Source organism: Streptomyces camponoticapitis (genome assembly GCF_014646115.1).
In the GTDB taxonomy this organism is placed as follows: domain Bacteria; phylum Actinomycetota; class Actinomycetes; order Streptomycetales; family Streptomycetaceae; genus Streptomyces; species Streptomyces camponoticapitis.
Genome location: NZ_BMMV01000003.1, coordinates 235833 through 258986, shown reverse-complemented (window position 1 = coordinate 258986; position 23154 = coordinate 235833). Strand labels below are relative to the sequence as shown.

The following is a 23154-nucleotide window of genomic DNA, read 5'->3' as shown; positions in this document are numbered from 1 at the left end:
GACAGTAAGGATCACAGCCGCATTGCATCTCTTACCTGTGGAAGATTAGATTGACCGCATGACACAGGTCCCCACGGCGCCCGGGTCCCGGCCCGACAGTGACTCCGGCAATGGACTCGACAGCCGGTCAGGGGCCGGCCCGTCCAAGACCCCAGGGTCCCCCGGGACCGGCCGGCGGCGGCACGACCGCGAGATCCTCGCGCTCGCGGTACCCGCCTTCGGCGCCCTCGTCGCCGAGCCCTTGTTCCTGATGGTCGACAGCGCCATCGTCGGCCATCTCGGCACTCCGCAGCTCGCCGGTCTCGCGATCGCGGCGGCACTGCTGACCACGGCCGTGAGCATCTTCGTCTTTCTCGCTTACGCCACCACGGCGGCCGTCGCCCGCCGCGTCGGCGCGGGCGATCTTCAGGCCGCCATCCGGCAGGGCATGGACGGCATCTGGCTCGCCCTGCTGCTGGGCGCCGCCGTCATCGCCATCACCCTCCCGCTGGCGCCCTGGCTCGTCGACATCTTCGGCGCCTCGGACACCGCCGCCCCGTACGCGATCACCTATCTGCGAATATCCAGCCTCGGCATCCCCGCCATGCTGGTCGTCCTGGCGGCGACGGGCGTCCTGCGCGGTCTCCAGGACACCCGGACCCCGCTGTACGTCGCCATCGGCGGCTTCGCCGCCAACGCGGTCCTCAATGTGGGTCTCGTCTACGGCGCCGGTCTTGGCATCGCCGGTTCCGCCTGGGGCACCGTCATCGCCCAGTTCGGCATGGCGACCGCCTATCTGGTGGTGGTCGTACGAGGGGCCCGTCGCCACGGCGCCTCGCTGCGGCCCGACTCCGCCGGCATACGGGCGAGCGCCCAGGCGGGCGTCCCTCTCCTCGTCCGTACGCTCTCCCTGCGCGCCGTCCTGATGATCGCCACCGCCGTCGCCGCCCGCCTCGGTGACGCCGATGTGGCCGCGCACCAGATCATCCTGTCCCTGTGGAGCCTGATGGCCTTCGCGCTCGACGCCATCGCCATAGCCGGACAGGCCATCATCGGCCGGTATCTGGGGGCGAACGATCCCCAGGGCGCCAGGGACGTGTGCCGTCGCATGGTGCAGTGGGGCGTGGTCTCCGGCGTCGGGCTCGGGGTGCTCATCGTGCTGGCGCGGCCGCTGTTCATCCCGCTGTTCACCGGCGACCAGGTGGTCCAGGACACCCTGCTGCCTGCGCTTCTGGTGGTGGCCGTCACCCAGCCGATCGCGGGCATCGTCTTCGTCCTGGACGGTGTGCTGATGGGAGCGGGGGACGGTCCCTATCTGGCGAAGGCGATGGTCGTGACGCTGGCGGTCTTCGCCCCGGCCGCCCTGCTGGTGCCCGTGTTCGGGGGCGGCCTCACCGCCCTGTGGTGGGCGATGACGCTCATGATGGCGGTCCGCATGCTGACGCTGTGGCTGCGCACCCGGTCCGGCCACTGGCTGGTCACGGGCGCCACCCGCTGACCGGAGCCGGGCGGGTCGAGACCGCGGGGCGAGTCGGGAGCGCCGGGGCGGGATCGCTGTGGTTTCACGTGAAACGACGAGAGGGCCGCACCCCCGGCTGGGGCGCGGCCCTCCCACTGTCTACCGGCCACCGGGCGGACCCGGTGAACCAATTCGGTCAGAGCCCTACGCGGGCACGACCTCGACGCCGAACTTCGCGGCGACCTCGGGGTGCAGACGCACGGACACCTGGTGCGAGCCCAGGGTCTTGATCGGCGAACCGAGCTCGATACGACGCTTGTCGACGTCCGGGCCACCGGCGGACTTGATCGCCGAAGCGAGGTCGGCCGGGGTGACGGAGCCGAAGAGACGGCCGGCGTCGCCGGAGCGAACGGCCAGACGTACCTTCACGCCTTCGATGCGGGCCTTGATCTCGTTGGCCTGCTCGATGGTGGCGATCTCGTGGATCTTGCGAGCGCGACGAATCTGCTCGACGTCCTTCTCGCCACCCTTGGTCCAGCGGATCGCGAAACCACGCGGAACCAGGTAGTTACGGGCGTACCCGTCCTTGACCTCGACGACATCGCCGGCGGTGCCGAGGCCGGAGACCTCTTGAGTGAGGATGATCTTCATGATTAGGTCACCCTCCCCTTATCGCGCGGTGGACGTGTAGGGCAGCAGCGCCATCTCACGGCTGTTCTTGACGGCCGTGGCGACGTCACGCTGGTGCTGCGTGCAGTTGCCGGTGACGCGGCGGGCACGGATCTTGCCACGGTCGGAAATGAACTTCCGCAGCATGTTCGTGTCCTTGTAGTCCACGTACTGGGTCTTGTCCTTGCAGAATGCGCAGACCTTCTTCTTAGGCTTGCGCACAGGCGGCTTCGCCATGGTGTTTCTCCTGTGTGATCAAGAAAGTGGGAGCGAGCTGCCCTAGAAGGGCGGCTCGTCCGAGTAGCCGCCGCCGGAACCGCCGGAGCTTCCGCCCCAGCCGCCTCCGTTGCCCCCGCCGCCCTGCGGCTGCTGCTGGCCGCCGGCCGGCGCGCTGGTCGCCCAGGGGTCGTCGGCGGGTGCTCCGCCGCCGCCCTGCTGGCCACCACCGGGACCGCCGCCCCAGCTGCCGCCGCCCTGCTGCTGACCGCCGCCACCGCCGTAACCGCCCTGGGCACCGCGACCGGTGGTCTTGGTGACCTTGGCCGTGGCCGTCTTCAGGCTGGGGCCGACTTCCTCGACGTCCAGCTCGTAGACCGTGCGCTTGACGCCCTCGCGGTCCTCGTAGGACCGCTGCTTCAGCCGGCCCTGCACGACGACGCGCATGCCCCGCTGAAGCGACTCGGCGACATTCTCCGCCGCCTGACGCCAGACCGAGCAGGTGAGGAACAGGCCATCGCCGTCCTTCCACTCGTTGGTCTGCTTGTCGAAGATGCGGGGAGTGGACGCGACACGGAACTTCGCGACCGCCGCACCGGACGGGGTGAAGCGCAGCTCGGGGTCGTCGACGAGATTGCCGACGACCGTGATGACGGTCTCGCCTGCCATTGGGTGAACCTCTCGGCGGGGATTTCTGCTTGCTGCCTGGCTGCTACTCGGACCCGACGACCGTTGAGCTAGGAGCTCAGTGGGTCTCGGGACGGAGGACCTTGGTCCGGAGGACCGACTCGTTCAGGTTCATCTGTCGGTCGAGCTCCTTGACGATCGCGGGCTCAGCCTGCAGATCGATGACCGAGTAGATGCCCTCGGGCTTCTTCTTGATCTCGTAAGAGAGACGACGACGGCCCCAGGTGTCGACCTTCTCAACCTTTCCTTCGCCCTCACGGACGACGGAGAGGAAGTTCTCGATCAGCGGGGAGACTGCTCGCTCCTCGAGATCGGGGTCGAGGATGACCATCACCTCGTAGTGACGCATGTGGAACCCACCTCCTTTGGACTCAGCGGCCACGGTCGTTCCGTGGCAGGAGGGTCGTGATGCGTGAGCAACGGTATCGGCCGCCACTGACAATCCCGCTCGACGAGCGATGATCGCTTTCTGGCCTGGGCAGACACCGGTGCAGACCGTACAGACTACCCGCAGACCGGCTTCCGGTTGAAATCCGGCCGGGTACGGACGCACTCTGTACACATCGGGTGTGGGCGGCGTGACGATGCGCCGCTTCCGGCAAGGCGCCAGGAGGTGCCCCATGGCACAGGCAACGCAACCGAAGTCGACCACCGGTTCTCTCTTCGCCACCGATCATCGGCCCCATCCCCTCCAGGACACCCTGCTCTGGGTGACCGCGGTGCTGGGCGTCCTCGCGTTCATCTCCGGGATGTTCCACAACCTGCATCTGCTCAGCTCCTGGGCGGGGCTCATCGGCATCCTCACCGGCCTGTACAGCCAGTTCGTCTCCGTGACGACACACGAGCGGTTCGCGACGCTCATGGGCCTGGGCTCGGCGGGGGTCGGCTTCTACCTCGGGATGGCACACGGCGGCCTGTTCGGCGGAGTGATCGGCTAGCACCCGCTCCGAAGGCGGGCCCGAGGCCCGCTCCGCCCCGTGGCCAGCCGGGGCGCTCCATCGGCAAGTAGGCTTCGGCGCGAGAGCCGGAGCCCCCCCTACTCCATGGGGACACATCTGCGAGGAGCGCCCCGCATGACCCTGACGCTGAGCACCATCAGTCGCGAGCAGCATCTGGCGTACATCCAGAGCCTGCCCGCGGCCAGCCACTGCCAGGTCCCCGCGTGGGCGGACGTGAAGACGGAGTGGCGCTCGGAGAGCCTGGGCTGGTTCGACAGGGACGGCCAGTTGGTCGGCGCCGGCCTGGTGCTCTACCGCCAACTTCCCAAGATCAAGCGGTATCTGGCGTATCTGCCCGAGGGCCCGGTCATCAACTGGTATGCCCCGAACCTGAGCGAATGGCTCCAGCCGATGCTGGCCCATCTGAAGAACCAGGGCGCGTTCTCCGTGAAGATGGGCCCGCCCGTGGTGATCCGCCGCTGGGACGCCGGGGCCATCAAGTCGGGGATCCAGGACCAGGACGTCAAGCGGCTGCGGGACGTCGAGGCCACCCACATCGAGCCGCGCGCCTTCGAGGTCGCCGACCGGCTGCGCAAGATGGGCTGGCAGCAGGGCGAGGACGGCGGGGCCGGCTTCGGAGACGTACAGCCCCGCTACGTCTTCCAGGTGCCGCTGGCCAACCGTTCCCTGGACGATGTCCTCAAGGGCTTCAACCAGCTCTGGCGGCGCAACATCAAGAAGGCGGAGAAGGCGGGCGTCGAGGTCGTCCAGGCCGGCTACAACGACCTGGAGGAGTGGCAGCGGCTGTACGAGATCACGGCCGAGCGCGATCACTTCCGGCCCCGCCCGCTCTCGTACTTCCAGCGGATGTGGACCGTCCTCAACTCCGAGGACCCCAACCGCATGCGGCTCTACTTCGCCCGGCACGAGGGGGAGAACGTCGCCGCCGCGACGATGCTCATCGTGGGCGGCCACGTCTGGTACTCCTACGGGGCGTCGGCCAACCACAAGCGGGAGGTCCGGCCGTCGAACGCGATGCAGTGGCGGATGCTCCGTGACGCGTACGCGATGGGGGCCACCGTCTACGACCTGCGCGGGATCTCCGACTCCCTCGACGAGACCGATCACCTGTTCGGTCTGATCCAGTTCAAGGTGGGCACGGGTGGCGAGGCCGTCGAGTACGTGGGTGAGTGGGACTTCCCGCTCAACAAGCTGCTCCACAAGGCTCTCGACATGTACATGTCTCGGCGCTGACCCCGAGCCCCTGGGCGGCGGAGTGCCGGTGGTCAGCACGCTGCGGTGCGAGCCACCGGTGAACCGCACCAGCGCGCCCAATAATTGCGTAAGGCCCCCAAGGCCCTCAAGAACGTTCATATCCTTCATACACCGCAGCCGAGAGAAAGGTTCCGGACCGGCATGGCGCTCTCCCTCTACGTCGACACCGCGCGCTGGCGGGCGCACCAGAAGTCGGTCATTGACCAGTTCCCGGGCCTCGTCCCGGTCTGCAAGGGCAATGGCTACGGCTTCGGTCACGAGCGGCTCTCCGAGGAGACCACCCGCTTCGAGTCCGACATCCTCGCGGTCGGCACCATCTACGAAGCCGCCCGCATCAAGGACTGGTTCAGCGGCGACCTGCTGGTCCTGACCCCCTTCCGCCGCGGCGAGGAGCCCGTGCCGCTGCCCGACCGCGTCATCCGCTCCGTCTCCTCGGTCGACGGCGTCTTCGCCCTCGTGGGCGCCCGCGTCGTCGTCGAGTGCATGAGCTCCATGAAGCGCCACGGCGTCCGCGAGGAGGAGCTCAACCAGCTGCACGCGGCCATCGAGGACGTACGGCTCGAAGGCTTCGCCCTGCACCTGCCGCTCGACCGTACGGACGGATCCGACGCGGTCGAGGAGGTCATCGGCTGGATGGACCGGCTGCGGGCCGCCCGGCTCCCGCTGCACACCATGTTCGTCAGCCATCTGCGCGCCGAGGAACTGGCCCGTCTCCAGCGGCAGTTCCCGCAGACCCGCTTCCGCGCCCGCATCGGGACGCGGCTGTGGCTCGGCGATCACGACGCCACCGAGTACCGGGGCGCGGTGCTGGACGTGACGCGCGTCGTCAAGGGTGACCGGTTCGGCTACCGCCAGCAGAAGACCGCCTCCGAGGGCTGGCTGGTGGTCGTCGCGGGCGGAACGTCGCACGGGGTCGGGCTTGAGGCCCCCAAGGCCCTGCACGGCGTGATGCCCCGCGCCAAGGGCGTGGCGCGGGCGGGCCTGGCGACGGTCAACCGGAACCTGTCACCGTTCGTCTGGTCGGGCAAGCAGCGCTGGTTCGCCGAGCCGCCGCACATGCAGGTGTCGATCCTGTTCGTGCCGGCCGACGCGCAGGAGCCCAAGGTGGGCGACGAGCTGGTGGCGCACCTGCGCCACACGACGACCCAGTTCGACCGCCTCGTGGACCGCTAGCCCGCCGGAACACCCGAAACGCCGACCTGCCCGGGCCGCCGGACGGACGCGGACGATGAGCCGCCCCGTCCGGCGATCACGCCGGGGCCGGGCCGTCCGCCCGTCCGGCCACCCGCCCGAGCCTCACGCGGCTCCCGGCGGCCGCACCCCCCACGACACCCGCTGCGTCGCCTCCACCGTGTGCGCCGCGGGCGCCGCCGGCCGGGCCGCCTGCCCCAGCACGAACACGTCCCGCGCCCCGTCCAGCACCCCGCCCGACGGATCGTCCGAACCGTCGCGCCGTACGCCGTCCCGCTCCGGCAGCAGGACGTCCCGTACGACGACGGCGCACAGGTACAGCGTCCCCAGCAGGTGCAGCGCGATGGCCAGTTGGTAGCCCTCGGTCGGCAGTCCCTTGTGGGCGTCCCCGCTCGTCGTGTACGCGAGGTACATCCAGATGCCCAGGAAGTACATGACCTCGCAGGCCTGCCAGATCAGGAAGTCGCGCCAGCGCGGCCGGGCCAGCGCGGCGAGCGGGATCAGCCACAGCACGTACTGCGGCGAGTAGACCTTGTTGGTCAGGATGAAGGCGGCGACGACCAGGAAGGCAAGCTGAGCGAATCGGGGCCGCCTCGGCGCCGTCAGCGCGAGCGCCGCGATGCCCGCGCACGCCAGGACCATCAGCGCCATCGACCACGTGTTGACGGTCTCGACCTCCAGGGACTGACCGGTGCGCTGCGTGATGATCAGCCAGAACGATCCGAAGTCGACCTGCCGCTCCTGGCTGAAGGTGTAGAACTTCTTCCACCCCTCCGGCGCGAGCAGCATCACCGGCAGGTTCACCAGCAGCCACGAGGCGGCCGTTCCGCCCAGCGCGACCCCGAACTCCCGCAGCCGCCCGGCGCGCCAGCACAGCAGCAGCAGCGGCCCCAGCACCAGTACGGGATAGAGCTTGGCCGCCGTCGCGAGGCCGATGAGGATGCCGAAAGCCAGCGGACGGGCGCGCGACCACATCAGCATCCCGGCCGCCAGGAGCGCGACGGCAAGCAGATCCCAGTTGATGGTGGCGGTGAGAGCGAAGGCGGGCGCGAGGGCGAGAAGCAGGGCGTCCCAGGGGCGGTGCCGGTGGGTGCGGGCGACACAGACGGCGATGACCGCCGCGCAGATCATCAGCATCCCCGCGTTGACCATCCAGTACATCTGCTCGCGGTGCTGGATCGAGCCGCCGCCCGGGGTGAACCAGGACGCGACCTCCATGAACAGACCCGTCAGGACGGGGTACTCCAGGTACTGCATGTCACCGCTGAGCTGGTCGAAGTACGGCACGAGATCGTCGGCGAAACCGCGCCCGAGGAAGAGGTGCGGGATGTCCGAGTAACAGGCGTGCGTGTACTGCGAGCTGGCGCCCCGGAACCACGCCCACTCGTAGCAGGGCATCTTCTGCACCATGCCGAGCGCGAACATCCCGATCGCCACCAGCACGACCACCCGCACCGGGGTGAGCCGGCTGCCGCCGTACCAGGCCCAGCGGCCGATGGGACCGCCGATCAGCTCGCTGCCGGACGCGGCGATCCGGTCCCGCCGGGTGGGCGGTACGACCGGCCGGTCCTTGGGCACCGTGGTGTCTTCTGTGCTCGGCATGCCGCCCATCCTGCCGTACGCCGCCGTGGCACGGCGAAGGCCGCCGAACCGGGCCGGACACGGTGTGTGTACGGCGCTGGTGCGACGGCCTTCGGGCAGTCCCAGGTCCTTCTCGGCGGGCCGCGGATCACGCCCGGCTCAGTGCCTCTCGCCGGTCACGCTCCTCCGACCGCCGGGGCGCTCAGCCTCCCGGTCCGCCGAAGAAGCCTCCGTTGTCGTCGCCATCGCCGCCCTCGTCGTCTCCCTCGTCCGGTGGCGGACTGGACGAGTTGCCCGGATCCCCGATGACCCCGCCCGGATCCTCACCGCCCGGACCACCCGGACCACCGGGACCACCGGGACCACCAGGACCACCGTCCTCGCAGCCGTTCCACTGGTCACAGGACTCGGACTCGCTGATCGTCGGCGACGGTTTCTCGGAAGGCGTCTCGGAAGGCGTCTCGGAAGGCGTCTCCGAGGGCGTCGCGGTCGGGGTGGGCGTCGGGGACGGCACGCCGCCTCCGTAGACGGCCTCGCCGATCGGTGCGGGCTCGGGGAACTTCAGGGCCTTCGTGCCCTTCATCGCCACCGTCATGTACTCGCGCCAGATGTCGGCCGGGAACGACGCACCGTGGATCTCTTCCTGGCCGCCGGTGCCGAACATCTCCAGGAACTTGCGGTCCTTGTTCTCCGCGTTGTCGTCCAGCCGGTACATGTCGATGGCGGTCGAGAGCTGCGGGGTGTAGCCCACGAACCAGGCCGACTTGTTGCCGTCGGTGGTACCGGTCTTGCCGGCCACCTCGCGGCCGTCGGGCAGCTGGGCGGAGGTACCCGTGCCGCCCTTCTCCATGACCACGGACTTCAGGACGTCCGTCACGTTGTTGGCGACGTCGGAGTCGAACCTGGCCTGGGGCTTCTTGTCGTACTTGAAGACGACGGCGCCCTTCTCCTTGACCTCCTGGACGGAGTAGGGCTCACGCTGCGTGCCGTTGTCGGCGAAGGTGGCGTACGCGCCCGCCATGCGAATGGCGCTGGGGTCGGAGATGCCGATGGAGAACGACGGGTTGTTACCGCCCGGAAGGCTGTCCTCCAGCAGTCCCGCGTCGACGGCCGACTGCCTGACCTGCGGAATGCCGACGTCCATGCCGAGCTGAACGAACGGCGAGTTGGCCGAGACCTTCATGGCCTCGCGCAGGTTGATGTCCTCGTAGGACTCGTCACCGTCGTTGCGCTGCTCCCACTGCTTGCCTTCCTCGTTGGTCCAGATCTCGCCGTTGTAGTCCTTGATCTTCAGCTTGTTCTCGCCGTTGTACTGACTCTTGTCCGGCGAGACCGGTGTACGGGACTCATCACCCTGCTCCGGCCCCAGCTCGGGATCGCGCACACCGTCACGCATCGCCGCCGCCAGCACGAACGGCTTGAAGGTCGATCCGACCTGGGCACCGGTCTGGTCGGCGTTGTTGGTGAAGTGCTTGGTGGCGTCCTGGCCGCCGTAGATGGCGACGATCTTGCCGGTCTCGGGGTCCACCGAGGCGCCACCGAACTGGACGTGGGTGTCCTTGTCCTTGCGCTTCTTGGGGTCGATGTTCGCCTTGTAGACGTCGGTGACCGCCTTCTCGAGCGCTTCGACCTTCTTCTTGTTGAAGGTCGTCTTGATCTCGAAGCCGCCCTTGGCCAGGTCGTCCGCCGTGATGCCCCGGTCGTTGTTGTTGATGAAGTAGGCCTTGGCGAGGTCCACGAGGTAGCCGATCTGACCGCTGAGCTGCGCGTTCTGCTTAGGCGGCCCCGGCATCGGGAACTCTTTGTACGTCGCCCGCTCCTGCGCGCTGAGGTGGCCGTCCTTGACCATCTCGTCGAGAATCCACAACCAGCGCTTCTGGGCGCGCTCGGTGTTGTTCTTCGCGCTGGCGTTCTTGTCGATCGACGGGTTGCCGTTCGGGTCGTAGTACGTCGCGCCCTTGAGCAGGGTCGCCAGGAAGGCGCACTGGCTGGCGTTGAGATCCTTGGCGTCGGCGTTGTAGTACGTACGGGCCGCCGCCTGGATGCCGTAGGCGCCGCGTCCGTAGTAGGAGGTGTTGAGGTAGCCCGCCATGATCTCGTTCTTGTCCAGGTCGGCGCCGACCTTGATCGAGATGAACAGCTCCTCGAACTTGCGCTTGAAGGTCTGCTCCTGGTTCAGCATGGCGTTCTTGACGAACTGCTGGGTGATCGTCGATCCACCCTGCGTCTGACCACCCCTGGCCATGTTGAACACGGCCCGGCCGATGCCCATCGGGTCGACACCCGCGTCTTTGCGGAACGTCTTGTTCTCCGCCGAGATCACGGCGTTCTGCATCGCTTCGGGGATCTGCTCGATCCCGACGATCTGCCGGTTGACCTCACCGCCGGTGGCGACCATCGGCGTCCCGTCGTCCCAGAGGTAGACGTTGTTCTGCGCCTTGGAGGCCAGGTTCTCCTTCGGCACCTCGACCATGGCGTACGCGATCGTGCCGGCGGCCATCAGACCGCCCATGAAGGCGATGAAAAGGCCGGTCACCAGCTTCCAGGACGGCATCCAGCGCTGCCAGCCGTACTTGTCGTGGCGCGGGTAGTCGATCAGCCGCTTCTTGCCCGGCCGTCCTCCGCGCCCCCGGCCGGCACCGCCAGGACCTCCTGGCCCACCGCCACGGCGGCCCGCGCCGTGGCCTCCCGCCCCGGCGCCGCCGCCCTCGGCTGCACGTCGGCGGCCCCGCTGAGCCGCCTTACGTGCTTCGGCGCGCCCTCCGTAGGAAGGCTCCGGTTCGTAGGAGTCTGAGTGGGAGGCCGTGGGGACTCCACGGGAAGGGTCCGCACGGCGGCCCGACGGCCGCTGTGCGGCGCGCCTGGCCGCGGCTCGTCCGCCACCCTGGCCACCTTGCGGCTGTGGCTGTTTGCGACGGTGCTCACTCATCTAACGACTACTCCTCGGGCAGGCGCGGGCGCCTGGAAGCGGCAGTTGAGTTCCGGTCCCCCCGAGATGAATACGGATGTACCCGCCGTCGGGCTCATCCGGCATGCATCCAGAACGACGACGCTCTCACGCGTCACGCGGTTCCCGGTGGTCTGCATGCCGCACAGACTACGCAGGGTCAAACCCCTCCGAGATCTGAACTTCACCCCAAACCAGGCAAGTTACTCGCTGTGAATTGATGATGTGACGCCGTTCACCATGGCCCCTCTTGTCCCATGAGCATCGGTGTTCTATCGTCCCGATGTATCGAGTCGATACATCGGGACGACATAAGCGGCCAGGACGACGGGGGAGGCGAACAGTGAGCAGACGCTCGGGCATCCTTGAGTTCGCCGTCCTGGGTCTGCTGCGCGAATCCCCGATGCACGGGTACGAGCTGCGGAAACGGCTCAACACCTCGCTGGGGATCTTCCGGGCCTTCAGCTACGGGACGCTCTATCCCTGCCTCAAGACGCTGGTCGCCAGCGGCTGGTTGATCGAGGAGTCGGGCAGTGCGCCCGACGAGGCGCTCGCCGCGTCACTCGCGGGCCGACGCGCCAAGATCGTCTACCGGCTGACGGCGGACGGCAAGGAGCACTTCGAGGAGCTGCTCTCGCAGACGGGCCCGGATGCCTGGGAGGACGAGCACTTCGCCGCTCGCTTCGCCTTCTTCGGACAGACGGAGCGCGAAGTCCGGATGCGCGTGCTGGAGGGCCGTCGCAGCCGGCTGGAGGAGCGGCTGGAGAAGATGAGCGCCTCCCTGGCCCGTACCCGTGAACGTCTCGACGACTACACGCTCGAACTTCAGCGGCACGGAATGGAATCCGTGGAGCGCGAAGTGCGCTGGCTCAACGAGCTCATCGAGAGCGAGCGGGCGGGACGGGATCAGCGACGACCCGGCCCGGACAGCCCCGCTCCGGAGCGGGACAGCGCGGCCGGCGGTACATCGAGCGGCACGACCAACAGCAGCACAACGGGAGACACGGACGGCCTGCCCCGGCTCCGGGGGTCTTCCGGGGGTTCGCCTCCGGAAGCCCCCGGCCAGCCGGATCCGTCCGGGGACACCACCCCATGAGGTTCCGCATCAGCGCGGGGCTTCATCGCAACATTGAGATCACACACAGGGAGCAACCAGGATGGGTTCCGTTCGCGTAGCCATTGTCGGCGTGGGCAACTGTGCCGCCTCGCTGGTGCAGGGCGTCGAGTTCTACAAGGACGCCGATCCGGCCGGCAGGGTGCCCGGTCTGATGCACGTCCAGTTCGGCGACTACCACGTGCGGGACGTGGAGTTCGTCGCCGCCTTCGACGTCGACGCCAAGAAGGTCGGCCTCGACCTCGCGGACGCCATCGGTGCCAGCGAGAACAACACCATCAAGATCTGCGACGTGCCCAACTCGGGCGTGACCGTCCAGCGCGGCCACACCTACGACGGTCTGGGCAAGTACTACCGCGAGACGATCGAGGAGTCCGACGAGACGCCGGTCGACATCGTCCAGACCCTCAAGGACAAGCAGGTCGACGTCCTGGTCTGCTACCTGCCCGTCGGATCCGAGGCCGCCGCGAAGTTCTACGCGCAGTGCGCCATCGACGCCAAGGTCGCCTTCGTCAACGCCCTCCCGGTCTTCATCGCCGGTACGAAGGAGTGGGCGGACAAGTTCACCGAGGCCGGTGTGCCGATCGTCGGTGACGACATCAAGTCGCAGGTCGGCGCAACCATCACGCACCGCGTCATGGCGAAGCTGTTCGAGGACCGCGGTGTGGTCCTGGACCGCACGATGCAGCTGAACGTCGGCGGCAACATGGACTTCAAGAACATGCTGGAGCGCGAGCGCCTGGAGTCCAAGAAGATCTCCAAGACGCAGGCCGTCACCTCGCAGATCCCGGACCGCGACCTGGGCGCCGACAACGTCCACATCGGTCCCTCGGACTACGTGGCCTGGCTGGACGACCGCAAGTGGGCGTACGTCCGCCTTGAGGGCCGCGCCTTCGGCGACGTCCCGCTGAACCTGGAGTACAAGCTGGAGGTCTGGGACTCCCCGAACTCCGCCGGTGTCATCATCGACGCCGTGCGCGCCGCGAAGATCGCCAAGGACCGCGGCATCGGCGGCCCGATCCTCTCCGCGTCCTCGTACTTCATGAAGTCCCCGCCGGTGCAGTACTTCGACGACGAGGCCCGCGAGAACGTGGAGAAGTTCATCCGCGGCGACGTCGAGCGCTAGAACACCCGGGGAGAACGGCCTCCCCGTAGACATACCACCGAGGGGTCCCCGGGCACGCTGCCCGGGGACCCCTCACGTACGGCGCGGGCATCGTGTGTGACGCTGATCCACATGTCTGCCGTGCGCGATCTGCGCGTGCTCCTGCGTCTGCCCGACTTCCGCCGCCTGCTGACCGTGCGTCTGCTGTCGCAGGGGGCCGACGGGGTGTTCCAGGTCGCGCTCGCCGCGCACGTCGTGTTCTCCCCCGAGAAGCAGGCCACCCCGGGCGCCATCGCGTCGGCCATGGCCGTACTGCTGCTGCCCTATTCGGTCATCGGTCCGTTCGCCGGGGTACTGCTCGACCGCTGGCGGCGGCGCCAGATCATCCTGTTCGGGAACCTGCTGCGGGCGCTCCTGGCCGCCTGCACCGCCGTACTGATCCTCACCTCGCTGCCGGACTGGCTCTTCTACGCCTCCGCCCTGGCCGTCACGGCCGTCAACCGGTTCGTACTCGCCGGGCTCTCGGCCGCGCTGCCCCGCGTCGTCGAGGACGAGCGACTGGTTGTCGCCAACTCCCTCTCCCCGACCGCCGGAACGCTCGCCGCGACCGCGGGCGGCGGTCTCGCCTTCCTGGTGCGGCTGCTCATCGCCGACTCCGACGCCGCCGTGGTGCTGCTGGCCGCCCTGCTGTACCTGTCGTCGGCGCTGGCGTCCGTCACCATGGCGCGTGATCTCCTCGGCCCCGATCCGGGACTGGTGCAGCCACGCCTGAGGGCCGCGCTCAGGTCGACCGCACGGGGCCTCGGCCATGGACTGCTCCATTTGGCGGAGCGGCGTGACGCGGCGGCCGCGCTCATCGCGATGACACTGATGCGCTTCTGCTACGGGGCGCTGACCGTGATGGTGCTGATGCTCTGCCGCTACGCCTGGACGAGCGACGAGGACGACGGACTCGCCCTGCTGGGGGTGGCGCTCCTCGTCTCGGGAGCGGGTTTCTTCGCCGCCGCGATCGTCACGCCGTCGGCCGTCGGCCGTCTCGGCTCGTTCGGCTGGATGGTCGTGTGCGCCGGGTCGGCGGCCGTACTGGAACCGGCACTCGGGCTGCCGTTCGCGCCCGCCCCGATGCTCGCCGCCGCGTTCGTCCTCGGTCTGGTCACCCAGGGCGCGAAGATCGCGACGGACACGGTGGTGCAGACATCGGTGGACGACGAGTACCGGGGGCGGATCTTCTCCCTCTACGACGTGCTGTTCAACGTCGCTTTCGTGGGGGCCGCGGGGGTCGCCGCGCTGGTACTGCCGCCGGACGGGCGCTCGGTGCCGCTCGTACTCGGCGTCGCGGTGGTCTATTCGGCCGTCGCGGTGGGGCTGTTCCGCTGGCGGAAGCTCAGAAAGAAGGACGGGTAGCGCAGCGAGGGGGGCGATGTTTCACGTGAAACATCGCCCCCCTCGCTGCGGCGTGAAGCCTTGTGGGTCCGGTCGATGTTTCACGTGAAACATCGACCGCGAGCACGGCCGCCCGGACCTCAGCTCTGGTTGGCCCACCATTCCTTCAGCGCGCTCACCGCTTCGTCCCGCTCCATCGGCCCGTTCTCCAGCCGCAGTTCCAGGAGGAACTTGTACGCGGCTCCGATCACCGGCCCGGGACCGACGCCCAGCGTCCGCATGATCTCGTTGCCGTCCAGGTCGGGCCGGATCGAGTCCAGCTCCTCCTGTTCCTGCAACTGCGCGATCCGCTCCTCAAGGCCGTCGTACGCGCGCGAGAGAGCGGCCGCCTTGCGCTTGTTGCGGGTGGTGCAGTCCGAACGGGTCAGCTTGTGGAGCCTGTCCAACAGGGGGCCGGCGTCACGTACGTACCGCCGCACCGCCGAGTCGGTCCACTCACCGGTCCCGTAACCGTGGAAGCGCAGATGCAGCTCCACCAGTCGCGAGACGTCCCTCACCAACTCGTTCGAGTACTTGAGCTCGGTCATCCGCTTCTTGGTCAGCTTCGCCCCCACCACCTCGTGGTGATGGAAGGAGACCCCGCCGTCCTTCTCGAAGCGCCGCGTCCGGGGCTTGCCGATGTCATGGAGCAGCGCGGCCAGCCGCAGCACCAGGTCCGGCCCGTTCTCCTCCAGGTCGACGGCCTGCTCCAGAACGGTCAGCGAGTGCTCGTACACGTCCTTGTGCCGGTGGTGCTCGTCGCTCTCCAGCCGCAGCGCCGGCAGCTCCGGCAGCACGCGCTCCGCGAGTCCGGTATCGACGAGCAGCGCCAGCCCCTTGCGGGGGTGGCCGGAGAGGATCAGCTTGTTCAGCTCCTCCCGTACGCGTTCCGCCGAGACGATCTCGATACGCTCGGCCATGGCCTTCATGGCGGCGACCACGTCCGCGGCCACCTCGAAGTCGAGCTGCGCGGCGAAGCGCGCGGCCCTGAGCATGCGCAGCGGATCGTCGGAGAACGACGCCTCGGGGGTGCCGGGCGTGCGCAGCACACCGGCCGCGAGGTTCTGGAGACCGCCGTGCGGGTCGATGAACTCCTTCTGGGGCAGCGCGACGGCCATCGCGTTGACGGTGAAGTCCCGGCGTACGAGGTCGTCCTCGATGGAGTCCCCGTAGGACACCTCGGGCTTGCGTGACGTGCGGTCGTACGCCTCCGAGCGGTAGGTCGTGATCTCGATCTGGAAGTCCTGCCGGTCGTCGCCGACCCGGCCCGCCTTCTGGGCCCCGACCGTGCCGAAGGCGATCCCGACCTCCCACACCGAGTCCGCCCAGGGCCGGACGATCTTCAGTACGTCGTCGGGCCTGGCGTCGGTCGTGAAGTCGAGGTCGTTGCCGAGGCGACCGAGGAGGGCGTCCCTCACCGAGCCTCCGACCAGGGCGAGTGTGAAGCCTGCCTCCTGGAATCGGCGTGCGAGGTCGTCGGCGACAGGGGACACCCGCAGCAGTTCGCTGACCGCGCGGCGCTGCACCTGACTCAGTGCATGGGGAGTCTCTTCGTTGGCGTTCGGCACAACAGAAAAGGGTACGTGCCCCCGTCGGCCCCGGCGCCCGGGTTTCCGGTGCACCGGTTTGCTCCGCCCATGAGATTCTGCCGATCATGGGGGGGGGCGGTCCCCGGCACTTCGCCACAGCGCACATCGTTACCATGCGTGGACGCACAATCGACGACGACCATTGACGACGACGAGGGACGGGCGGGCGCGTGGCCGAGGCGGCAGACATCCAGGGGATGAAGCACTCTCCTGCCCGCCGATGGCTGGGGCGCGGCGCCACCGTGGCCGCGGGGGTGCCGCTCCTGGCCGGGTTGCTGGGGGGCCTCGCGGCCCCTCAGGCGACCGCGACGCCCTCGACCGGCTCCACGGCCGTCACAGGGGCCGCCACGGCGTTTCCCGCGAGCGCGGCCGCCGAGCCGTCCGGGTCGAGCACCGTCTCCGTCGCGCTCGACACCCTGGCGCCCAGCGCGCCGACGAAGGGGGACACCCTCACGATCTCCGGCACGGTGACCAACAAGAGCAAGAAGCCGGTCACCGACGCCCAGGTCGATCTGAGGGTGGGCCCGCAGCTCGTCGGCCGGACCGCCATAGACGACGCCGACGAGCGTTCCAACGACACCACGAACGATCCACTGCCGGTGGGCGGCAAGTACAAGGTCGAGTTCGAGAAGCTCGCCTCCGGCATCAGCTACGACTTCGCCCTGTCGGTGCCGGTGAGCAAGCTCGGTCTCGGCGGGGACGGGGTCTACCAGCTCGGTGTGTCGCTCACGGGCCGTACGGAGGCCGAACCGTACGACCACACCCTCGGCATCCGGCGGACGTTCCTGCCGTGGCAGCCGGACCCGGTGGACACCAAGACGAAGTTCACCTACCTCTGGCCGCTGATCTCCACCTCCCACGTCTCCGCCGAGACCGGCTCGGACGAGCGGCAGACCCCGGTCTTCGAGAACGACGACCTGGCCGAGGAGCTGGCCCCGGGCGGGCGGCTGGAGCAGCTCGTCTCCCTCGGCAGCCAGCTTCCCGTCACCTGGGTCGTCGACCCGGACCTCCTCGCCACCGTCGAGGCGATGGCCGACACCTACCGCGTCAAGGCGGGCAAGGCCACCGTCGCGGGTACGAACCAGCTCGTGGCCCGGACGTGGCTCAACTCGCTGGAGAAGGCCGTCCAGGACAACGGCAATGTCGTCGCGCTGCCCTTCGGCGACCCCGATCTCGCGTCGCTGGCCCACGGCGGCGAGAACGTCTCCGGCAGCCTCGGCCATCTCCAGGGCTCCAGCGAGGTGGCCGCGAAGACCGTGGAGACCATCCTCCATGTGCCGCCGGCCACCGACTTCGCGTGGCCCGTGAACGGCGCCGTCGACCCGTCGATCGTCGATGTGGCGACCTCCGCGGGCGCCGACAAGGTGATCTCCCGCAGCGACAGCATCCAGGACAACCTGCCGTACACGGCGACCGCCGCGCGCCCCATCGGCGGCGGTACGACGGCCGTGGTCAGCGACACCAGGCTGTCCACCGCCTTCGAGGGCGACCTGTCCACCGCCGCCAGTTCCACGCTCGCGGTCCAGAAGTTCCTCGCCCAGTCGCTGGCCGTGACCCTTCAGGACCCCTCGAAGCAGCGCGACGTCGTCGTCGCCCCGCAGCGGACCCCCTCGGCCGGCCAGGCGCAGTCCATGGCCCGTGCCCTCCAGGGGCTGGACGGTGAGCGCTGGACCCAGTCGTCCGACCTGGTCGCCGCCGCCGCTGCCAAGCCCGACACGAACGCCACCACCAAGGTGCCCGGGGCCTCGCGGTATCCGGACAAGCTCCGTGCCCGGGAACTCCCCCCGTCTGCGTTCGAGGAGATCAAGGGGATCGACGAACGGCTCGGGAAGTTCAAGGCGATCCTCACCCTTCCCGACCGGGTGGCGACACCGTTCGCCAACGCCGTGAACAGGGCGGTCTCGACCTCCTGGCGGGGCGACGCGACGGGCGCCAGGAAGTACCGCGACTCGGTGAACCGCTATCTGGTGAGCCTCGCCAACGAGGTCCAGCTCATCCAGAAGTCGGAGCTGACCCTGTCCGGACGCAGCGCGACCATCCCGGTGACCGTCCAGAACCAGCTGCTGCAAGGCGTCGACGATCTCGTCCTGCGGCTGCACTCCACGAACGCGACCCGGCTGAAGCTGGACGACGGCAGCGCCGTCGCCGAGCAGCCGATCAAGGTCGACGGCGGACACACCCAGGTGGTGAAGTTCACCGGCGCGGCCAACGCCAACGGCCCGGTGGAGCTCACGGCGCAGCTGTACACGACCGACGGGCGGCCTTACGGCGGCCCCATGAAGTTCCAGGTCAGGGTCTCCGAGCTCACTCCCACCGTGATGCTCGTCATCGCCGGTGGTGTGCTGCTCCTGGTCCTGGCCGGAGTCAAGATGTACAGCCAGCGCAAGCGGGCCGTGGCGGCGAGGGCGGCCGAGGACAAGACCACGGCGGAGACCGCCGACGAAGGCACCGACGGCGGCACCGAAGGCGACGAAGCTCACGGCAGCGGCCCTGCCGGCCTCGCCGCCGAGGAGGACGCCGGGCCTGCCCAGGCGCCTCCCGCCCTGGCCTCGGGGCGGAAAACTCCCGCAGACATCGTCGGCACCGAACCCGGGCAGCCGAGTGACCCGACACCGGACACCCGTCCGGAAAGCGGGGACCCGTCGGGCAAGGGTGAGAAAGTGGACCGTTGAGCGATGTCGTGGCCGGCCGGCCCGGGACGATGAGGTGGGGTAACCATGAACGCGCCGTACGACGGTGACCGCGGCCAGGGGGCCGGCGGCGATCCGGCAGGGCATGTTCCGCCGCCGCCACCCACCACCGACCCCCACGCCCCCGCACCCGAGCACGCCCAGGGCCCCTACGCCCAGGGCCCCCACAACCCGGACCCGTACGCGCAGGGTCGGCATCCGGGGACCCCGCACGCCCAGGGCCCGCAGACAGGACCCCCGCACGCCCAGGGCCCCTACTCCCAGAGTCCGTACGTCCAGGCGCCGTACAGCCCGGACCCGTACACGCCGGACGCCTATCCCCAGGCTCCGTACGTCCAGGACGCCTACCAGCAGGATCCCTACGGCGCGCAGGACTTCTCGGCGCAGGACCCGGCCCCCGAGGCGCGGTACGACCGCGCGGCGCCCCCGCCCCCTCCCGGCGGCTATCAGGAGGCGCCCCCGCACCAGCAGCCGCCGGTGCGGCAGTACGCCGCGGACCCGCGTGTCTGGGCCCAGCCCCCGCCGCCCGAGCCCGACGGGCCCTCCCACCACGTCCCGTACGGGGACGACGCGCGGACCATGCAGTTCTCGGGCGCCGACCACGCCACCCGGGCGCGCACGGACGAGCAGGAGCCTGACGCCTTCGCGCATCTCTTCCGCGACCAGCAGGGGACCAACCGGCCGCCGGCCCCCGCGCCCGAGGCGCCCGCCGCGCCGCCGGCCGCGAAGAAGGCGGGCGGGCGGGCGTCAGGGCTGCTGAAGTCCAGTGCGGTGATGGCGGCGGGCACGCTCGTCTCCCGGCTCACCGGCTTCGTACGCTCCGCGCTGATCGTGGCCGCGCTCGGCGCCGCCACCCTCGGCGACACCTTCCAGCTCGCCATCACCCTGCCGACGATGATCTACATCCTGACCATCGGCGGCGGCCTCAACTCCGTCTTCGTACCCCAGCTCATCCGGGCGATGAAGGACGACGAGGACGGCGGCGAGGCGTACGCGAACCGCCTGCTCACGCTCGTCGTCGTCATCCTCGGCTCGCTGACCGCGCTCTCCGTGTACGCCGCCCCGCTGCTGGTGCGCCTCATGTCGGTGAGCATCGCCGACAACCCGGCGGCCAACGACGTCGCGGTCACATTCGTGCGCTACTGCCTGATCACCATCTTCTTCATGGGCGTGCACGTGGTGATGGGGCAGATCCTCAACGCCCGCGGCAGGTTCGGCGCGATGATGTGGACCCCGGTCCTCAACAACATCATCATCATCGCCACCCTCGTCATGTTCATCTGGGTGTACGGCACGGCCGAGGACTCCGGGATGACGGTCGCGTCCATCCCGCCCGAGGCCGAGCGCCTGCTCGGCGTCGGCGTGGTGCTCGGCCTGACCGTCCAGGCCCTCGCGATGATCCCCTACCTCCGGGAGACGGGCTTCCGGATCCGGCTGCGGTTCGACTGGCGCGGCCACGGCCTCGGCAAGGCCGCGAAGCTCGCCAAGTGGACCGTGCTGTTCGTCCTCGCCAACCAGGCCGGTGTGCTGGTCGTCTCTCAGCTCTCCACGGCGGCGGGCGTCGACTCCGGCACCCAGGGCGCGGGTTACATCGCCTACTCCAACGCCCAGCTGATCTGGGGCATGCCGCAGGCCATAATCACGGTCTCGGTGATGGCGGCCCTGCTGCCCCGGCTCTCCCGCTCCGCGCACGACGGGGACACCGGAGCCGTACGCGACGACATCTCGCAGGGCCTGCGGAACTCGGCCGTCGCGATCGTCCCCGTCGCCTTCAGCTTCGTCGCCCTCGGCATCCCGATGTGCACCCTGATCTTCGGCTCCTCGGGCATCGAATCGGCACGCTCCATGGGGTACATGCTGATGGCCTTCGGCCTCGGTCTGATCCCGTTCTCCGTGCAGTACGTGGTGCTGCGTGCCTTCTACGCGTACGAGGACACCCGGACTCCCTTCTACAACACGGTCATCGTGGCCGCTGTGAACGCCGCCGCCTCCGCCCTCTGCTTCTTCGTCCTGCCCTCGCGCTGGGCCGTCGTGGGCATGGCCGCCTCGTACGGCCTCGCGTACGCCGTCGGTGTGGGCATCGCCTGGCGCAGGCTCAAGAAGCGCCTGGGAGGCGATCTGGACGGCTCCCGCGTGCTGCGTACGTACGCACGGCTCTGTCTGGCGTCCGTCCCCGGCACGATCGCGGCCGGCGCGGTCGCCTACTTCGTGCTCCAGAAGCTCGGCAGTGAGGTTCTCGGCTCGTTCGCCGCACTGGCGGCCGGCGGAATCGTCCTGCTGGGCGCCTTCTTCGTCGTCGCGCGAAAACTGCGTATCGAAGAGATGAACGCCTTGGTCGGAATGGTCCGGGGCCGTCTCGGACGCTAGCTCGCGACGGCCGAGCACAACCATCGTCGGCCGCCGTGTGTCGTGCATAGCGTCCAACTGTGGGCACAATTGGCGTGGCTGTTGGACAGTGCGCAACGGATGGGGAGGCAGGAGCGACGGTGGCGGAACGGAGCACGGCTGCCGTCGAGGTGGCCGACAACAGCGGTGACGAACCGCCGGCCGCCCAGGCGGACGAGGCCACCACCGACGGGGTGGCGAAAGCCCAGAAGACAGAGGACGGCGAGGCCGCGGAGTCCGGATCCGAGGAAACGGCCGGATCCGCCGCCAGGAAGCCCGCGGAGTCCGGGTCCGGCGACTCGGCCGCGCGGGACGACGGAAAGCGCCAGGAGGCCCGGCAGGCCGTGACGGCACCCGAACTCCACAGCGGCCACAAGCTCGCCGGACGCTACCGGCTCGAAGAGTGCGTCACCCGTCTGGACGGATTCAGCAGCTGGCGTGCGGTCGACGAGAAGCTGCGCCGCGCCGTCGGCGTCCACCTCCTGCCCGCCGACCACCCACGCGCCCGCTCCGTCCTGGCGGCGGCCCGCTCCTCCGCGCTCCTCGGCGACCCGCGCTTCGTCCAGGTCCTCGACGCCGTCGAGGAGAACGACCTCGTCTACGTCGTTCACGAATGGCTGCCCGACGCCACGGAACTCACCGCGATCCTCGCCGCGGGCCCCATGGAGGCCCACGACGCCTACCAGCTCGTCAGCCAGGTCTCCCAGGCGATGGCCGCCGCGCACCGCGAGGGCCTGGCCCATCTGAAGCTGACGCCCAGCGCCGTACTGCGCAGCTCCACCGGCCAGTACCGGATCCGCGGCCTCGCCGTGAACGCCGCCCTGCGCGGCATCAGCGCGGAACGCCCCCAGCGCGCCGACACCGAGGCGATCGGTGCGCTCCTGTACGCGGCGCTGACACAGCGCTGGCCGTACGAGACGGACGCGTACGGTCTCGCGGGGCTGCCCAAGGGCGTCGGTCTGATCGCCCCCGACCAGGTACGGGCCGGGGTGCACCGAGGTCTGTCCGAGCTCGCCATGCGCGCGCTCGTCAACGAGGGCGCCACCGCCTCGCGTCAGGACCCGCCCTGCACCACGCCGGACGAACTCGCCAAGGCCGTCGCCGAGATGCCGCGCGTCCGGCCCCCGGAGCCCACGTTCGCCGCGCCGCCCGAGTACCAGCGCACCACCTACCAGCAGGGCTCCTACGCCCGTCCCGCCACCCGCCCTGTCGGACAGCCCCCCGCGCAGCCCGTGCCCGTCCCGCCGCCGCCGCTCCAGAGCCGTACCGGCAAGGCGCTGAAGTGGACGGTCTCAGCGCTTCTCATCGCCGCGCTGGGGCTCGCCAGTTGGCAGGTCGCCGACCACATGCTCAACCGCAAGAGCGCCGAGGACACGACCCAGTCGCAGTCGGCGGACGGCACTCAGGAGAAACCCGAGCCCCGGACTCCGAAGAAGCTGAAGATCGCCGGAGCCTCGGCGTTCGCCCCGGACGGTGACGGCGTGCAGGCGCAGGACGTCCCTCTCGCCACCGACGGCGACACCAATACCGCCTGGATCACCGGGACGTACAAGGGCTACGCGAACTACGGCAACCTGCCCAACCGCCGGGGCGGCAGCGGCATAGTCGTCGATCTCGGCAGCGTGCGGGACGTGTACGGCGTCGACGTCGCCATGTACCGCGCCGGCCAGAAGGCCCAGGTCCTCGCCGCCGGCAAGGACGCCTCGGCCCCGGCAGCCCTGGCGGACTTCTCCCAGCGCATCACCGAACTGGGGCAGACCGACAGCAATCTCAAGGCCACCCTGGACAAGCCCGTCAGAACCAGGTACGTACTGATCCACATCACGGAACTCGCCCCGGCCGACTCGGCGAACGAGTTCCGCGGCGGAATCTCGGAGATCAAGGTCATAGGCTGACCCTGCGGACCA

Annotated in this window: 18 protein-coding genes; 10 read left to right on the top strand and 8 right to left on the bottom strand. The window is 69.2% G+C overall.

Annotated elements, in window-relative coordinates:
• Positions 1-58: 58 nt before the first annotated feature.
• Complete coding sequence (locus tag IEY79_RS06245) at positions 59-1477, top strand: MATE family efflux transporter (RefSeq protein ID WP_189106288.1); 1419 nt, start codon at positions 59-61, stop codon at positions 1475-1477.
• 165 nt (positions 1478-1642) lie between these two features.
• Here the strand turns inward: IEY79_RS06245 and rplI are convergent, their stop codons facing one another.
• The 4 genes from rplI to rpsF form a co-directional block, all read right to left on the bottom strand.
• On the bottom strand, positions 1643-2089 hold the full coding sequence (gene rplI, locus IEY79_RS06240; protein ID WP_189106287.1) for a 50S ribosomal protein L9: 447 nt from the start codon (positions 2087-2089) through the stop codon (positions 1643-1645).
• A gap of 18 nt (positions 2090-2107) precedes the next feature.
• Positions 2108-2344 carry a 30S ribosomal protein S18 gene (gene rpsR, locus IEY79_RS06235; RefSeq protein WP_003967857.1) on the bottom strand — a complete coding sequence of 79 codons (237 nt, stop codon included), beginning with the start codon at positions 2342-2344 and terminating at the stop codon, positions 2108-2110.
• A 42-nt stretch (positions 2345-2386) separates the two neighbouring features.
• The gene (locus tag IEY79_RS06230) at positions 2387-2992 is read right to left on the bottom strand and encodes a single-stranded DNA-binding protein (protein WP_189106286.1); all 606 of its coding nucleotides are present in this window, start codon (positions 2990-2992) and stop codon (positions 2387-2389) included.
• Positions 2993-3068: 76 nt separating this feature from the next.
• Entirely contained in the window at positions 3069-3359 is a 291-nt protein-coding gene (gene rpsF / locus IEY79_RS06225) for a 30S ribosomal protein S6 (RefSeq protein WP_069626054.1), read from the bottom strand.
• A 271-nt stretch (positions 3360-3630) separates the two neighbouring features.
• Between rpsF and IEY79_RS06220 the strand changes: the two genes are divergently transcribed.
• The 3 genes from IEY79_RS06220 (at position 3631) to IEY79_RS06210 (ending at position 6396) form a co-directional block, all read left to right on the top strand.
• Positions 3631-3948, top strand: coding sequence for a hypothetical protein (locus IEY79_RS06220; protein WP_189106285.1), 318 nt, complete (start codon positions 3631-3633; stop codon positions 3946-3948).
• A gap of 135 nt (positions 3949-4083) precedes the next feature.
• Complete coding sequence (locus IEY79_RS06215) at positions 4084-5202, top strand: lipid II:glycine glycyltransferase FemX (RefSeq protein WP_189106284.1); 1119 nt, start codon at positions 4084-4086, stop codon at positions 5200-5202.
• A gap of 162 nt (positions 5203-5364) precedes the next feature.
• Positions 5365-6396: an alanine racemase gene (locus tag IEY79_RS06210; RefSeq protein ID WP_189106283.1), complete on the top strand. Its 1032-nt coding sequence runs from the start codon at positions 5365-5367 to the stop codon at positions 6394-6396.
• Between the two features lie 123 nt (positions 6397-6519).
• Here the strand turns inward: IEY79_RS06210 and IEY79_RS06205 are convergent, their stop codons facing one another.
• The 3 genes from IEY79_RS06205 to IEY79_RS37250 all read right to left on the bottom strand — a co-directional run bounded on the left by IEY79_RS06205 (position 6520) and on the right by IEY79_RS37250 (position 10920).
• Entirely contained in the window at positions 6520-8016 is a 1497-nt protein-coding gene (locus IEY79_RS06205) for a glycosyltransferase family 87 protein (RefSeq protein WP_189106282.1), read from the bottom strand.
• 181 nt (positions 8017-8197) lie between these two features.
• Positions 8198-10549: a transglycosylase domain-containing protein gene (locus tag IEY79_RS06200; RefSeq protein WP_229700687.1), complete on the bottom strand. Its 2352-nt coding sequence runs from the start codon at positions 10547-10549 to the stop codon at positions 8198-8200.
• Positions 10550-10590: 41 nt separating this feature from the next.
• Positions 10591-10920, bottom strand: a complete 330-nt coding sequence (locus tag IEY79_RS37250) for a hypothetical protein (protein ID WP_229700686.1) — start codon at positions 10918-10920, stop codon at positions 10591-10593.
• A 365-nt stretch (positions 10921-11285) separates the two neighbouring features.
• Here IEY79_RS37250 and IEY79_RS06195 point away from each other — a divergent pair, with 365 nt between their 5' ends.
• The 3 genes from IEY79_RS06195 to IEY79_RS06185 all read left to right on the top strand — a co-directional run bounded on the left by IEY79_RS06195 (position 11286) and on the right by IEY79_RS06185 (position 14565).
• Positions 11286-12038, top strand: coding sequence for a PadR family transcriptional regulator (locus IEY79_RS06195; protein WP_189106280.1), 753 nt, complete (start codon positions 11286-11288; stop codon positions 12036-12038).
• Between the two features lie 61 nt (positions 12039-12099).
• Complete coding sequence (locus IEY79_RS06190) at positions 12100-13182, top strand: inositol-3-phosphate synthase (RefSeq protein ID WP_189106279.1); 1083 nt, start codon at positions 12100-12102, stop codon at positions 13180-13182.
• A 111-nt stretch (positions 13183-13293) separates the two neighbouring features.
• Positions 13294-14565 carry an MFS transporter gene (locus tag IEY79_RS06185; protein ID WP_189106278.1) on the top strand — a complete coding sequence of 424 codons (1272 nt, stop codon included), beginning with the start codon at positions 13294-13296 and terminating at the stop codon, positions 14563-14565.
• Positions 14566-14684: 119 nt separating this feature from the next.
• Here IEY79_RS06185 and IEY79_RS06180 read toward each other — a convergent pair whose 3' ends face one another.
• Positions 14685-16151 carry a CCA tRNA nucleotidyltransferase gene (locus IEY79_RS06180; RefSeq protein ID WP_189106277.1) on the bottom strand — a complete coding sequence of 489 codons (1467 nt, stop codon included), beginning with the start codon at positions 16149-16151 and terminating at the stop codon, positions 14685-14687.
• A gap of 191 nt (positions 16152-16342) precedes the next feature.
• Between IEY79_RS06180 and IEY79_RS06175 the strand changes: the two genes are divergently transcribed.
• From IEY79_RS06175 to IEY79_RS06165, 3 genes are all read left to right on the top strand, one after another.
• Entirely contained in the window at positions 16343-18844 is a 2502-nt protein-coding gene (locus IEY79_RS06175; protein ID WP_189106276.1) for a DUF6049 family protein, read from the top strand.
• Between the two features lie 45 nt (positions 18845-18889).
• Positions 18890-21229, top strand: coding sequence for a murein biosynthesis integral membrane protein MurJ (gene murJ / locus IEY79_RS06170; RefSeq protein ID WP_189106275.1), 2340 nt, complete (start codon positions 18890-18892; stop codon positions 21227-21229).
• Positions 21230-21348: 119 nt separating this feature from the next.
• Positions 21349-23142 carry a protein kinase family protein gene (locus tag IEY79_RS06165; protein ID WP_189106274.1) on the top strand — a complete coding sequence of 598 codons (1794 nt, stop codon included), beginning with the start codon at positions 21349-21351 and terminating at the stop codon, positions 23140-23142.
• Positions 23143-23154 lie beyond the last annotated feature (12 nt).